This window comes from Castellaniella defragrans, from assembly GCF_014203015.1.
GTDB classification, from domain to species: domain Bacteria; phylum Pseudomonadota; class Gammaproteobacteria; order Burkholderiales; family Burkholderiaceae_B; genus Castellaniella; species Castellaniella defragrans.
In genome coordinates this window covers 79,803-94,070 of sequence record NZ_JACHIB010000007.1, presented here as the reverse complement: position 1 = coordinate 94,070, position 14,268 = coordinate 79,803, and the positions used below count along the sequence as shown (strand labels likewise).

Annotated in this window: 8 protein-coding genes; 4 read left to right on the top strand and 4 right to left on the bottom strand. The window is 69.1% G+C overall.

Annotation, left to right across the window (positions count from 1 at the left end; all coding sequences use genetic code 11):
• The first annotated feature begins 59 nt into the window (after positions 1 to 59).
• Positions 60 to 1,490 carry a DHA2 family efflux MFS transporter permease subunit gene (locus HNR28_RS07315; protein ID WP_409360372.1) on the top strand — a complete coding sequence of 477 codons (1,431 nt, stop codon included), beginning with the start codon at positions 60 to 62 and terminating at the stop codon, positions 1,488 to 1,490.
• Between the two features lie 40 nt (positions 1,491 to 1,530).
• On the opposite strand, the gene HNR28_RS07310 is transcribed toward HNR28_RS07315, so the two are convergent.
• From HNR28_RS07310 to HNR28_RS07300, 3 genes are all read right to left on the bottom strand, one after another.
• A complete protein-coding gene (locus tag HNR28_RS07310; RefSeq protein ID WP_043685701.1) occupies positions 1,531 to 2,322 on the bottom strand; it encodes a helix-turn-helix transcriptional regulator in 792 nt (263 codons plus the stop codon).
• Between the two features lie 135 nt (positions 2,323 to 2,457).
• A complete protein-coding gene (metH, locus tag HNR28_RS07305) occupies positions 2,458 to 6,231 on the bottom strand; it encodes a methionine synthase (protein ID WP_151025337.1) in 3,774 nt (1,257 codons plus the stop codon).
• A gap of 80 nt (positions 6,232 to 6,311) precedes the next feature.
• Positions 6,312 to 9,623 (bottom strand): autotransporter outer membrane beta-barrel domain-containing protein, encoded by a 3,312-nt coding sequence (locus tag HNR28_RS07300; protein ID WP_151025336.1) that lies wholly within the window; start codon positions 9,621 to 9,623, stop codon positions 6,312 to 6,314.
• A 170-nt stretch (positions 9,624 to 9,793) separates the two neighbouring features.
• On the opposite strand from HNR28_RS07300, the gene HNR28_RS07295 reads away from it, so the two are divergent.
• The 3 genes from HNR28_RS07295 to HNR28_RS07285 all read left to right on the top strand — a co-directional run bounded on the left by HNR28_RS07295 (position 9,794) and on the right by HNR28_RS07285 (position 13,248).
• A complete protein-coding gene (locus tag HNR28_RS07295) occupies positions 9,794 to 9,952 on the top strand; it encodes a hypothetical protein (RefSeq protein WP_158386227.1) in 159 nt (52 codons plus the stop codon).
• 309 nt (positions 9,953 to 10,261) lie between these two features.
• Complete coding sequence (locus HNR28_RS07290; protein ID WP_151025335.1) at positions 10,262 to 12,202, top strand: TonB-dependent receptor plug domain-containing protein; 1,941 nt, start codon at positions 10,262 to 10,264, stop codon at positions 12,200 to 12,202.
• Between the two features lie 2 nt (positions 12,203 to 12,204).
• Positions 12,205 to 13,248: a helical backbone metal receptor gene (locus tag HNR28_RS07285; RefSeq protein WP_184142682.1), complete on the top strand. Its 1,044-nt coding sequence runs from the start codon at positions 12,205 to 12,207 to the stop codon at positions 13,246 to 13,248.
• Here the strand turns inward: HNR28_RS07285 and HNR28_RS07280 are convergent.
• Positions 13,245 to 14,264 (bottom strand): hypothetical protein, encoded by a 1,020-nt coding sequence (locus HNR28_RS07280; RefSeq protein WP_151025274.1) that lies wholly within the window; start codon positions 14,262 to 14,264, stop codon positions 13,245 to 13,247. The genes HNR28_RS07285 and HNR28_RS07280 overlap by 4 nt on opposite strands.
• Positions 14,265 to 14,268: the final 4 nt, after the last annotated feature.

Sequence of the window (14,268 nt, the reverse complement as noted above, 5' to 3'; positions counted from 1 at the left end):
CGATCTCCATGACCGATGGGCCCCAAGTTTACTGCACTCGGCCCCGTCGGGCCCCTTTCATGTCCGAATCCCCGCCCCGCCGCGCCTCCGCCCCGTCCGCCGCCTCGTCCCGGGAAATCCGGATGATTCCCTTCATCGTGGGCTGCGCGCTGTTCATGCAGATGCTGGACGCCACCGTGGTCGCCACCGCGCTGCCCGCCATGGCGTTGAATTTCGGCACCACGGTGGTGCACATGAACGTCACCATCACCTCCTACCTGCTGGCCACGGCGGTGTTCGTGCCCATCAGCGGCTGGGCGGCGGACCGGTTCGGCGCGCGCGCCGTGTTCCTGGCGGCCATCGCGCTGTTCACCCTGAGCTCGGTCGCCTGCGCGGCCAGCGTCACGCTGGCCCAGCTGGTCGCCGCCCGGCTCGTGCAGGGCGCCGCGGGCGCCATGATGGTGCCGGTGGGGCGCATCATCCTGCTGCGCCGCATCCCCAAGGCCGAGCTGCTCAAGGCCATGGCCTTCCTGACCATCCCCGCCCTGCTGGGGCCGGTCATCGGCCCGCCGGTCGGCGGCTTTCTGGTCACCTACGCCTCCTGGCACTGGATCTTCCTGATCAACATCCCGGTGGGCATCCTGGGCATCTATATGGTGCGGCGCTGGATCGCCGCCGACGTGCCCGACAGCCGTCCGCGGCTGGACACGGTGGGCTTCCTGCTCAGCAGCGCCGCCATGGCGGCCCTGATGAGCTGCCTGGAGGCCGCCGGCCACGGCAGCCTGGGCCTCTGGCCGACCCTGGGGCTGCTGGGCCTGGGCCTGGTCTGCGGGATCCTGTACATCCGCCACGCCCGCCACGTCACCTACCCCATCATCGACCTGAGCCTGCTGCGCATCCAGACCTTCGCCGTGTCGGTGCTGGGCGGCAATCTGTGCCGCTTCTCCGTCGGCGCCTCGCCCTTCCTGCTGGCCATCCTGCTGCAGGTGGGCTTCGGCCTGTCGGCCTTCTCGGCCGGCATGATCACCTTCACCTCGGCCGCCGGCGCGATGCTCATGAAGCTGGTGGCCACGCCCATCGTGCGCCGCTTCGGCTTCCGCCGCGTGCTGGTCGCCAACGCCCTGATCGCGGCGGCCTTCATCGCCGCCTGCGCCCTGTTCCGGGCCGACACGCCGATCTGGGCCATGGTGGCGGTGCTGCTGGTCGGGGGCTTCTTCCGTTCGCTGCAGTTCACCGCCATCAACGCCCTGACCTACGCCGACCTGGATTCCGCGCAGATGAGCCGCGCCAGCAGCTTCGCCGCCACGGCCCAGCAGCTGGGCATCAGCCTGGGGGTGGCCTGCGCGGCGATGACGCTGAACCTCAGCATGACGCTGCGCGGCGGCGTCGAGGCCGACCGCATCGACGTGATGTGGGGCTTCGCGGTCATCGCCCTGATCGTGGCGGCCTCCGCCCTGTCCTTCCGGCGCCTGCCGGCGCGCGCGGGCAGCCAGCTGCGGGCACGCAGCTAGTCCGTCCGGCACGGAGCGGCCCGCGGGGACTGTTCACTATTCAATGTCCGGGCTCATCAAGCAGCATCACCAGCTTGCAGTCGGGCCGGATCGCCAGCCGGAAGGTGAACTGCCGCAGGCGCATCCGGCCGTCGGCCGGATGCTGGAATTCGCGCAGGCCGCCTTCCCGGTCCACCACCACCTGGCGCGTCCAGGCCCGGGCGAACAGCGGGCTGCCGGCCTGCAGCTCGGCCACCAGCGCCGCGATGTCGGATTCGCCCGCCAGCGCCGCCACGTCGGCGCGGAACTCGGCCACCACCCGGCTGGCGCGCTCCTCCCAGTCCACCACCAGCGTGCGCGCCGCCGGGTCGAGGAAGATGTAGCGCAGCAGATTGGGCTGGCCGCGCGCCGGCCAGCCGTCGAACAGCCGCAGCAGGGCGGCGTTGCAGGCCAGCACGTTCCAGCACCGGTCCAGCACGTAGGCCGGGCAGCGGATGCTGTCGACGCAATCCTGCAGGCCCTCGGGCAGGGCGATCGCATCCAGGCGGCCGGCCTCGGGGTCGGCGCATTCGGCCAGGCTGAACAGGTAGTGCCGCTCGGCACGCGCCAGCCGCAGGGCCTCGGCCAGGCGGCACCAGACGTCCACGGACACGGACACCTCGCGCCCCTGCTCGATCCAGGTGTACCAGGTGGTGCTGATGCCGCACAGCTGGGCGATCTCCTCGCGCCGCAGGCCCGGCGTGCGGCGCCGGACACCAGGCGGCAGGCCGTGGTCGGCCGGGGCGACGCGCGCCCGGGCGCTGCGCAGGAAGGCGCCCAGTTCCCGGCGCCGGGCCGCGTCATCGCGCGGCACGGCCTTGCTCCGGATCGGCGGCGGGCGGGCGGCCCGCCGGCGCGGCGCGGCCCGCACGGCGGGCAAGGCCGCGGGCCGTCCGGATCCCCAGATGCGCCCGGCGCGGGGACTCGCCCGCAAACGCCCCGGTCCGCATCAGCGCAGCGTGCTGGCCAGGGTACGGCGCACGTCTTCCTCGTCGCGGCCGGTGCGGCGCACGTAATCGGCCACCTGGTCGGCGCCGATGTTGCCCACGTTGAAATACTGCGACCGCGGATGGCTGAGATAGAAGCCGCAGACGCTGGAGGCCGGCATCATGGCGAAGCCCTCCGTCAGTTGCATGCCGATCTCGCCGCAGTCCAGCAGGTCGAACATCTCGCGCTTGACGATATGTTCCGGACAGGCCGGATAGCCGGGCGCCGGGCGGATGCCCTGGTACTTTTCGGCGATGATGGCCTCGTTGGACAGGGATTCGTCGGGCACGTAGCCCCACAGGTCGCGGCGCACCCGCGCGTGCAGGGTCTCGGCGAAGCCCTCGGCCAGGCGGTCGGCCAGGGCCTTGAGCATGATCACCGAATAGTCGTCGCCGGCGTCCTGGAACTGCTTTTCGTATTTTTCGATGCCGATGCCCCCCGTGACCGCGAACAGGCCGATGTAGTCGGTCACGCCCGAGTCCCTGGGCGCGATGAAGTCGGCCAGGCACTTGTTGTCCACCCCGTCGCGCTTGGCCGTCTGCTGGCGCACGCCGCGCCAGGTCAGCAGGACCTCGCTGCGGGTCTCGTCGCGGTAGATCTCGATGTCGTCGTCGTTGACGCTGTTGGCCGGGTAGAAGGCGACGATGCCGTTGGCCGTCAGCCAGCGGCCCTCGACGATGCGCTTCATCATGGCCTGGCCGTCCTCGTAGAGCTTGCGGGCCTCCTCGCCCACGACCGCGTCGGTCAGGATGGCCGGGAACTGCGCCATCAGGCCCCAGGACTGAAAGAACGGCGTCCAGTCCAGGAAGTTCAGGATCTCGTGCAGGTCGTAGTGCTTGAAGGTGCGCCGGCCGATGAACTTAGGCCGGGGCGGCGTGTAGTCCGACCAGTCGATCGCCGGCTTGTGCGCGCGCGCTTCTTCGATCGTCAGCATCGGCGCGGCCTGGCGGTTGGCATGGCGCGTGCGCACCAGCTCGTATTCGTCGGCCACGCTCTGGAGATAGGTCTCGGCCTGGTCGGACATCAGGCTGGTGGCCACCCCCACGGAACGGCTGGCGTCGGGCACGTAGATCACCGGGCCTTCGTAGTTGGGCGCGATCTTCACGGCCGTGTGGACCTTGCTGGTGGTGGCTCCGCCCACCAGCAGCGGGACGTTGCGCTCGCGGAAGTACGGGTCGCGCTGCATTTCCGCGGCGACGTAGGCCATTTCCTCCAGGCTCGGCGTGATCAGGCCCGACAGGCCCACCATGTCGGCGCCGATTTCCTTGGCCTTTTCGAGGATCTTGGCGCAGGGCACCATCACGCCCATGTTCTCGACCTCGAAGTTGTTGCATTGCAGGACGACGGTGACGATGTTCTTGCCGATGTCGTGCACGTCACCCTTGACCGTGGCGATGACCAGCTTGCCCTTGGAGCGCACGTCGCCGCCGGCATCGGCCAGCTGGCGCTTTTCCTCTTCGATGAAGGGCAGCAGGTGCGCCACGGCCTGCTTCATCACGCGCGCGGACTTCACCACCTGGGGCAGGAACATCTTGCCCGAGCCGAACAGGTCGCCCACCACGTTCATGCCGTCCATCAGCGGACCCTCGATGACTTCGATGGGCCGCCCGCCCGCCGCCATGATTTCCTGGCGGACTTCCTCGGTGTCCTCGACGATGAAGGTGGTGATGCCGTGCACCAGCGAATGCGTCAGGCGCTCGCGCACCGGGCCTTCGCGCCACGCCAGGTCCTCTTCCTTCTTCGCGCCCGAGCCCTTGATGGTCTCGGCCAGTTCCACCAGGCGCTCGGTGGACGTGCGCTCGTCGGCCGGGTCGGTCCTGCCGACGGGGTCGGGGCGGTCGAGCACCACGTCCTCGACCAGGTCGCGCACCTGCGGGTCCAGGTCGGAATACACGCCCAGCTGGCCGGCGTTGACGATGCCCATGGTCAGGCCGCGCCGCACCGCGTAATACAGGAAGACCGCGTGGATGGCCTCGCGCATGGCCTCGTTGCCGCGGAAGGAGAAGCTGACGTTGGAGATCCCGCCCGACACGCGCGCGTGCGACAGGTTTTCCGTGATCCAGCCGGTGGCCTCGATGAAGTCCACGGCGTAGTGGTTGTGCTCGTCGATGCCGGTGGCGATGGCGAAGACGTTGGGATCGAAGATGATGTCCTCGGGCGGGAAGCCCACCTGGTTCACCAGGATGTCGTAGGCCCTGGAACAGATGTCGATGCGGCGTTGCAGGGTGTCGGCTTGGCCGTCGGTGTCGAAGGCCATGACCACCACCGCCGCGCCGTACTTGCGGCACAGCTTCGCCTGCTCGATGAAGGGGCCCTCGCCTTCCTTCATGGAAATCGAATTGACCACGCACTTGCCCTGCACGCAGCGCAGGCCGGCCTCGATCACCGGCCACTTGGAACTGTCGATCATCACCGGCACGCGCGAGATGTCCGGCTCGGACGCCAGCAGGTTGAGGAAGCGCGGCATGATGGCCAGGGCGTCGAGCATGCCCTCGTCCATGTTGACGTCGATGATCTGGGCGCCGTTCTCCACCTGCTGGCGCGCCACGGACAGCGCCTCGTCGAACTTTTCCTCGCGGATCAGGCGCAGGAACATCTTGCTGCCGGTGACGTTGGTGCGTTCGCCCACGTTGACGAACAGCGTGTCGCGGTCGAAGTTCAGCGGCTCCAGGCCGGACAGGCGGGTCTTGACCGGGATGACCGGCGGCTGGCGATGCGGCAGCCTGCGGACCTTTTCGGCGATGGCGCGGATGTGCTCGGGCGTGGTGCCGCAACAGCCGCCCACCACGTTCACCAGCCCCGCCCGGGCGAATTCCTCCAGCAGGCCGGAGGTGTCGGAAGGCGTCTCGTCGAAGCCGGTTTCGGCCATCGGATTGGGCAGGCCGGCATTGGGGTAGACGCAGACGTAGGTGTCGCAGATCTTGGACAGCTCGGCGACGTAGGGGCGCATCAGCGCGGCGCCCAGCGCACAGTTCAGGCCGATGGTGACGGGGCGCGCGTGGCGCACGGAATTCCAGAAGGCCTCGACCGTCTGGCCCGACAGGATGCGCCCGGAGGCGTCGGTCACCGTGCCCGAGATCATCACCGGCAGGCGGATGCCGCGTTCCTCGAAGATCGTCTCGATGGCGAAGATGGCCGCCTTGGCGTTCAGCGTGTCGAAGATGGTCTCGATCAGCAGCAGGTCCGCGCCGCCGTCGATCAGGCCGTTGACCTGCTCGGTGTAGGCCGCGCGCAGTTCCTCGAAGGTGACGTTGCGCGCGCCCGGATCGTTCACGTCCGGCGACAGCGACGCCGTCTTGGGCTGCGGCCCGACGGCGCCGGCCACGAAGCGGGGATGGTCGGGCGTGGCCACGGCGTCGCAGGCTTCCCGCGCCAGCCGCGCCGAGGCCACGTTCAGTTCGTAGGCCAGCTCCGGCAGGCCGTAGTCGCCCTGGGCCACCCGCGTGGCGCCGAAGGTGTTGGTTTCCACCACGTCGGCCCCGGCGTCCAGGTAGGCCCGGTGGATTTCCCGGATGACGTCGGGCCGCACGAGCGACAGGAGTTCGTTGTCGCCCTTCAGGTCGCGGTCATGACCGGCGAAGCGCTCGCCGCGGAAATCGGCCTCGGTCAGCTTGTAGCGCTGGATCATGGTGCCCATGGCCCCGTCCAGCACCACGATGCGCCGGCCCAGCAGGCGCACGAACTCGGCCCCGCGCGTGTAGGATTCGATGGGATAGGGCAAGGCGGGATAGGACACGGCGGGATCCGGGCGGCAATGGACAAACTTTCATTGTATCGCCGACACCAGGCCCCGCCGCGGATGCGCGGCAACGTGCGCTAGCGGAACGCCCAGCGCAGCTTGAGCTGCCCGTCGATGGCCCGGTAACTGCCTCCCGTCTGGCCGCCCAGCTCCAGGCCCACGGAGACCCGCTCGCCGCGCCGCCAGTCCAGACCCGCGCGCAGTCCCAGCGTGTCGCGCGGCACCCAGGTGTTGACGCTGGCAAACGACACGGCCGGCTGCGCGTCGAAGCGCGCCGTCTGGCTGACGTCCCGGTCCAGCCATTCCCGGTCCCAGCTGATCTGCAGCCGGGCCGAGACCGCCCGCTCGCCGCCCAGATCCCATGCCGTACGGGCATCGATCCCCAGGCGCGAGCGCAAGGCATCGGCGTGCAGGCGATCCAGCATCAGCCGCGTCGCCTGGGCGCCGGACTCATCCACCCCGGGGCGCATCAGACGCGCATAGTCCAGCGACACGAAAGGCCCCGCCGACAGCGATTCCGTCAAGGCAAACCGATAGCCGCCCTCGGCCTGGGCCGACACCCCGTAGCCCGTCCAGTCCGCCTTGTGGCGGGCGGAATAATCCGCAAAGGCCACCTGGCGATCCATGGTTCCGCGCTCCACCCCCAGGCGCGCGGCGCTCTGCGCGGTCCAGCCCCGCCCGGCATCGGGCCGGTAGCGCCACTGCGCGCCCAGCCCCACGGCCGTGGCCTTGGCCTCGCCCCGATACGGAGTCCGCAGGCTGACCTTCTGCTCGGACAGGTCCAGGCTGAAGCCCACCGTGACGTCGGGGGCCGCCTCCAGCCGCCGGCTGCTGCCCGCCACCACCCCATACAGGGTCTCGCGGCCGCCCACCAGCGTGCCCCGGGCATCCTGCCTGCCCGTGCCGCCGAACAGGGCGGCATGGCCGGCCCATCCCGAACCGGCCGGAGCACCGTCCGGCGCCAGGCTGCGCAGGGCCGCATCCGCCGCCGCGCGATCACGCCGCAGCGACGCCGCCAGCCCCGTGCTGTAGGGGGCGGGCGACACCTGCACCAGCGCCTGCGCGACTTCGTGACCATCCGGAGCGGAGAAATCCAGGCCGCGGAACAGCGGCTGCACCGCCGGCGTCCCCAACGCAGCCAGCTGCGACAGGGCCCGCCCTGCGCGCAGATCGTTGGCGCTGGCGCCGTAGCGGCCATAGGCGTCGGCCGGCCGCGTCATGCTCAGGTCATACTGGCCGGCGCCCAGGCCGGCGGCCTCGAACCGCAGGGTGGGCGAAACCGGCGACAACGCGACCGTGTCGAAATCCCCGGCCACGGTGCCCGCCCGCAGGGGGCTCGCCGTGGCGGACCAGCCGTCGGCGTACCAGCCGGCCATCGGCATCAGATCCAGTCCGCCCGCCAGCGTCGCCGTCCCGCTGACGGCCAGCACGTCCGAGGCGCCCGAGGCGTCGAATTCGGCCTGCAAGGTGCCGCTGGCCGTCTGCGCATAATTGCCGATCACGTCGATCCGGCCCAGCGAGTTGCCGGGCGCGAGCGTCCCCTGATTGGTCAAGGCGCCGCCCCCGGTCATTGTGTAGGTGGCATTGCCGCCGAGCCGGGCGCCCGGCCGGATCTCCGCACCATATACCTCGTTGCGGCCGTTCAAGCGGGTATCGCCGCCGTCAAACGTCAGCGTCAGGTTCTTCCCGCCCAGGATATTGCCCGTATAGGCAAAGCGAAAATCCGCATCCGCCTGCCCCGTGGCCCGGCCCGCCACATCGGCGCGCTGGCCGAAGGACACGGTCGTCAGGCGTTGGGCGCCCAGATCGTCCTGCTGATCGTACAAAGACACGATATCGCCTTCGATGCGCGCGCCCTGCATCAGATTCAGGCGTGCCACGTAAGCATTGGCCGACATGTAAATGGCGGCTTCTCGCCCCGCCACCCGGCCGGAGATATCGGCCTGGGTCACCAGGGGGCCGTCAAGTTCCGGCAGCGGGGGCAAGGGGCCCTCGGCGGAGGCATGGATATACGAGCCCCGGTCCTCGAACGCCGCGGTAAAAACGTTGGTACCGAAATCGAAGCGCAGGCCGACACCGCGCTCGCCCAGGGCTTCGACGTCGCCGCGCTGGACCAGGGTATGGTTCCTGCCGTAGGCGAACATAATCCCCTGCCCCGACGAACCGTCGGCATGCACGCGCACGCCCGGATCGATCGTCAGCGCATTGCCTTCGCCATCGACCCGGATGCCGGCGCCGCCCTCTCCCGCCGTCAGCAGGTCGGCCGCCTGGCGGATCCGGTTGCCGCTGCCATAGACGTGCAGGCCCAGGCCCAGCAGCGCCGTGCTGTAGCTGCCCGGCAGATACGCGGTGCCCTCGGCGTTGCGGGCGGAATAGCCCTGCGTGTTGACGACATCCAGGCCGCTGCCGTAGATCGAGCGCCCGAAGAAATTACGCCGGTCTATGGTGTAGCCCAGGTCCTGCAGCACCGCCAGCTCCGCTTCCATGAAGCCGGTGTAGTTGCGGTAGCTCTGGTGGCTCATCATGCTGTTCTTCAGCTCGATGTGGCTCATGTAGTTGTCATCCACACTGACGGTCCCGTCGACCTTGTGCTTCAGCATGGCCACCGGCACGCCGGGCAGGCCGCCGGCCAGCACTTCATCGATATGGGGGCCCACCAGCATGCCCTTGTCCTGGCGCACGTCGAAGACATCGGACGCTGCGGGGTTGGGGCATCCCCGGCACAGGATGACCTGCCCCGGCCGCGCGGGGTTGCCGTTGTCGTCCACCATCAGGGACGCCCACCCGCCCAGCACGTCGCCGAAGGCCGGCGTCAGCGTGCCCGCGGTGTTCCGGATCGAGCTGATGATGCCGAAGCCATGACCCAGTTCGTGAATGGCGGTCGAAACGATATCGTCCTTGCCCGTCAAGGGGATCTGGCTGAAATGCGTGACGGTGGGGTAAACGGACGGCCCCAGGCCGAAGGCCGCGTGCGAGCCGTCCTCCATGCTGGCGGGGCTGCTCGGCAGGCCCTGCAGCCGCATCTGCAGCACGGTTTTCGGGTTCCGCCCGCCATCGCCCAGGATAGACAGGCCGAAGGCATTGGCCCATGCATCATAGGTGCCGATATGGATGACGGCCGGCTCCAAGGCGCCCTGGGGCTGGATCAGGCTGGCCCAGTAGCGCACCCCCTGATTGATCTGCTGGATCAGATGCGGCGACCAGGCCCATGTCGATACCTGGGTGCCCTCGTTGTCGGACACGAAGGGCCCGTCGGCCGGATCGAAGTACCGCAGCTCGAACGCCGGCTGCCCGGCGGGTGTCGTGATCGTGTGGACTTCGTACGCCTGTGCGCAGGATAAACCGGCCAACGTGAGGGAAAACAGGCCGGTGAGCGATTTGAGGAACATGAGCGCAACAGAATGATGATGGTGTAACGCAAGGTTATAAACCAGAAAGCAGGCGCCGACCCGCTTCTTTCGCTATACTAGGGTTAACCCTATAAAGGGTTTTCACCAGTTGCTTGCGGGCTTGCGAAAGGCAGACAGGCAAGCACGCAGACACACGCAAGGAGCGCAGCATGTTGGTTCCCTTTTCCAACTACCCCGTGAACGAAACCTTCGAGCGCATGCTGGCGCAGGAACTCGCCGCCCGCGCGGGCCGGCCCCGCAAGAGCCTGATCGCCCGCGTCCTGGACATCCTGTCCGGCGCGCGCCGCCCGGCGGCGACGAGCGCCTGACGGACCGCGTTCCCGGCAAGGTCATCGCCCTTGCCTACGGAAGCCGCATGCTATAGTTCGCGGCGAAACAGGTATGCGCCGCGCCACCCGTGCGGCGTATTCAAACGGGAAACAGACGGCTCGCCCGCGAGCCCAGCTGTGCTGCCCCCGCAACGGTGCGCATGCCTCCATGCCAGCCCGATACCGGCCTGCTTCGATACCTGATCCCGCCCGGCGCGGCCCCGGCATCCCGCCCTCCATGGCGGAACGCGGCCCACGGGCGTTTTTCAATGCCGGCGTGCGGGGACGCGCGCCAAACAGGGCCTCGTCATGTCTGCTTCCATCCCGCGCCGCCTCGCGGCCGCCTGCTGTCTGCTTCCCCTGGCCGCCACGGCCCAATCCACCGCCACCGCCACCGACGCCGCCGTGCCGACGCTGCGGGACATCGTCGTCACCGCCAGCCGCAGCCCCGAGCCGCTGGCCGACGCGGTGGGCGACGTCACCGTCATCGGCCAGGACACGCTCGCCCGCGCACGCGGCGACGGCCTCGCCGAAATCATCGGCCGCGCCCCGGGCGTGCAGTTCACGACCACCGGCGGGCCGCAGACCGTCAGCGGCCTCTACCTGCGCGGCGCCAATCCCAGCCAGACGCTCGTGCTGATCGACGGCATGCGGGCCACGGAACTGCTGTCGGGCGGAACCCGGCTGGAATCCATCGACCCGGCCCTGGTCGAACGCGTCGAGATCCTGCGCGGCGCCGCCAGCAGCCTGTACGGCTCGGACGCCATCGGCGGCGTGGTCAACATCATCACGAAAAAGGGCGCGCAGGACCGTCCGCTGTCGGCCTGGGCCAACCTGGGATACGGCACCTACGAGACGGTCAAGTCCAGCCTGGGACTGTCGGGCGCCAGCGCGGGCTGGGACTACAGCCTTTCCGCCAGCGCCGCGGGCAGCAAGGGCTTCGACGTCATGCGCCGGCATTTCGCCAACAACAGTTCCACCGACAGCTGGGGACACTACGCCGACGAGGACGGCTATGCCAGCCGCGGCTGGGCCGGCACCCTGGGCTACCAGTGGGCCGCGGGCCACCACATCGGCCTGGCCGCCTACGACAGCACCCTGCATGCCGATTCCGACGGCACGCAGGACGACTACCCCTACGCCACCGAGGACAACGTGCGCAACCTCGTGCGCCAGCAGGCCTACCGCCTCACCAGCACGGACCGGATCACCGACCGGTGGGAAAGCGTGCTGCGATTCGGCTGGACGCGGGATTCCCTGGACTACCGCCGTCCCACCGACGGCTCGTTCGTGCATTCGAGCCTGAAGCGCACCCTGTCGTGGCAGAACAACCTGCAGGTCCTGCCCGGCCAGCGCGTCTCGATCCTGGCCGAACGCCTGGAAGAACGCGTCAACAGCGACTTCTCCTACGACCGGACGGACCGCAACGTCAACAGCGCGGCGCTGATCTACAAGGGCGGCTTCGACCGGCTGCACACGCAGGCCAGCGTGCGCAACGACAACTACACGGATCACGGCAACCAGACCACGGGCAGCCTGGGCCTGGACCTGGACCTGAGCGAGGCGTGGCAGGTCGGCATCGCCGGCAGCACCGGCTTTCGCGTCCCGACCTTCGCCGACCTGTACCAGGACTACCCCGCGGCCTTCTACAAGGGGAATCCCGACCTGAAGCCGGAAAAATCCCACAACATCGAGGCGCACGTCCAGTACCAGGGCGGCGGCACCCTGCTGCGGCTGACCGCCTACCAGAACAAGGTGCGCGACCTGATCGTCAACGTCTCCGACCCCGTGACCTGGTGGACGACCCCGCAAAACGTCGCCCAGGCCACCCTGCGCGGCCTGACTCTGGCCGGGGAGCACGACTTCGGCGATACCACCCTGCGCGCCAGCGCCGACTTCCTCGATCCGCGCAACGACGACCCGCGGCCCGCCCAGGGCTTCACGCCCGCCGAAGGCTCGGCGCTGCCCTACCGCGCCCGCCAGGTCTTCCACCTGGGCGTCGAGCACCGCATCCAGGCCCTGCGGCTGGGCGCGGAATACCAGTACACCGGCAACCGCTACGCCGACATCGCCAACCGCACCCGCCTGGGCGGCTATGCCCTGGTCAACCTGACCGCCGCCTACGACTTCAGCAAGTCGCTGGGCGTGCAGGTGCGCTGGAACAACGTGCTGGACAAGGACTACGTGCGGGTGGACGGCTACAACACGCCGGGCTCCAACGTGTTCGTGAACCTGTCCTGGCGGATGTAGCCATGCGGCGGCGGACGGCGGGCGGCTTGGCCGGAGCGCGGCGGCGCCTGCCGCGCCTGGCGGCCGCCGCCTGCCTGGGCCTGTGCGCCGCCTGGGCGGCCGTTGCCGGCCCGGACCTTGCGCGGGCCGGGGCCGCGGATGCCGGGACCGTCGATGCCGGGATCGCCGATGCCGGGGCTGCCGATGCCGGAGTTGCCGATGCCGGGGCCGCCTACGCAGGGGCCGCTGCCGTGCCCGTTGCCGCCGCGGCGCCCCTTGCGACCGGTCCGGTCCGGCACGGCACGCCGCCCCGCATCGTCACCCTGGCGCCCAACGCCACCGAGCTGGTCTACGCCGCCGGCGCCGGTGCCGATATCGTCGGCACCGTCCTGCGCAGCGACTACCCGCCCGAGGCGCGCGCCATCCCGCGCATCGGCGACGGCATCCAGTTCAGCGAGGAAACCATCCTGACCTTGCGCCCAACCCTGGTGGTCGGCTGGCTGCCGTCCGACGGCACGCGGTCTCTGGAACGGCGCCTGGCGCCTCTGGGCGTGCCCCTGGTCTACGCCAATCCGAAATCGCTGGACGACATCCCGGCCCTGATCCGCGACCTGGGCGACCGTCTGGGCACCCGCGCCACCGCCGACGCCGCCGCGCGCGGCCTGGAGCGCCGCATCCGCGCCCTGCGGCCAGCGCCGCCCCCGCCGCAGACCGTCTTCATCGAGATCAGCGCCGACCCGCTATACACCCTGGGCCGCGACCCCCTGACCAACGACCTGCTGGCGCGCTGCGGCGGCGTCAACCCCTACGCCACGCACGCGATCGCCGCGCCGCAGGTCAGCGTGGAGTCGGTGCTGCACCTGAACCCGCAGGTGCTGATCGTCTCGCCCTACGGCCGCGAAACCCTGGCGGCCCGGCGCGCCTGGTGGGCCCAGCACGGCCTGCCCGCCGCCCTCGCGGACCGCATCTATGCCGTCGATCCCGACCAGTTGCACCGGCCGGGACCGCGCCTGGTGGACGCGGCCGAGGCGATCTGTGCGGATTTGCGGGATGCCTATGCGCATTAATTATCCAGCCGCATTTCGAGTAGACGGATAGAACGATAAGGATCGCGGCTGGACCCTCCCTCCAATAGCTGTTCCAGGGAAACCGGACGCGCGGGTTCCATTTTCACGGTCAGCTTGGCAGACTCCCCCGTTACGAAATCCAGCAAGGCCAGGCAGTCGTCGCGGCTCAGAGGCGCTCCGCCGAACGCGGCCTCGGGGTCCTTTTTGCACTGTGCCCGGCCCGCATCGATCTTTTCCTTGAACCACCGCTCGCGCTGCACATCCGCCGAGCCTTCACCCGGCGCCGCATCGAAGTCATGCCGCTTGGCAAGCGCACGGGACCGCTCGCCATAGCCCTCATCCCGGATGCTGGCTCGCACGGCACGAACCTCCATCTGCTGGATCTTCTGACTGACCACCGCCAGCGCTCCCAAAGGGCCCAGGAATCCGAAACCGCCAGCCAGTTCCTGAAAATCGTCTCCACCCCCATGGGCCAGGCGATCAGCAAGCCGAAGCAGGTCGCGTACACGGCTCAGTTCCAGATCGAACTTCCCATCGAACGCCTTGGGCTGTTCCAGGGAGAAATGCAGTGCACCCGTGTCGTCCTTGCGATCCAGGCGCCAATCCATCGTCAGAGAAAAAGGCGGCAAATCGGCGCGGCCAGCGGCCTGGATCAGGCTCGTCCGGTTCAAGAGGCTGCGGCCATCGCCTCCGGCAATGCCCGTCACCTCGACCCTGGCACTCTTGCGATCCTCGGAGTCCTCCAGATCGGACAGGTGGATGCGTTCGATCGCCCCCTTCTCCGCGTTCTGGCCTTCTCCGAGGCGAATCGTGATTCCCTTCAAGGTGGCTGTCCCGAACGGTGACGCCGACAGGCTTTGCCAATGAACGGCATCGCGCAGTTGGTACCGGTCCAGGAAGGCGTACAACTTGTCCTCGGCACGGCTGGTCGCCACGTGGGAAACGGCCAGCCAGCCGCCGATCAGCACCAGAGCCGCCAAGCCGCCGATCACCAGGATCTTTTTCTGCTTGTCCATCGTG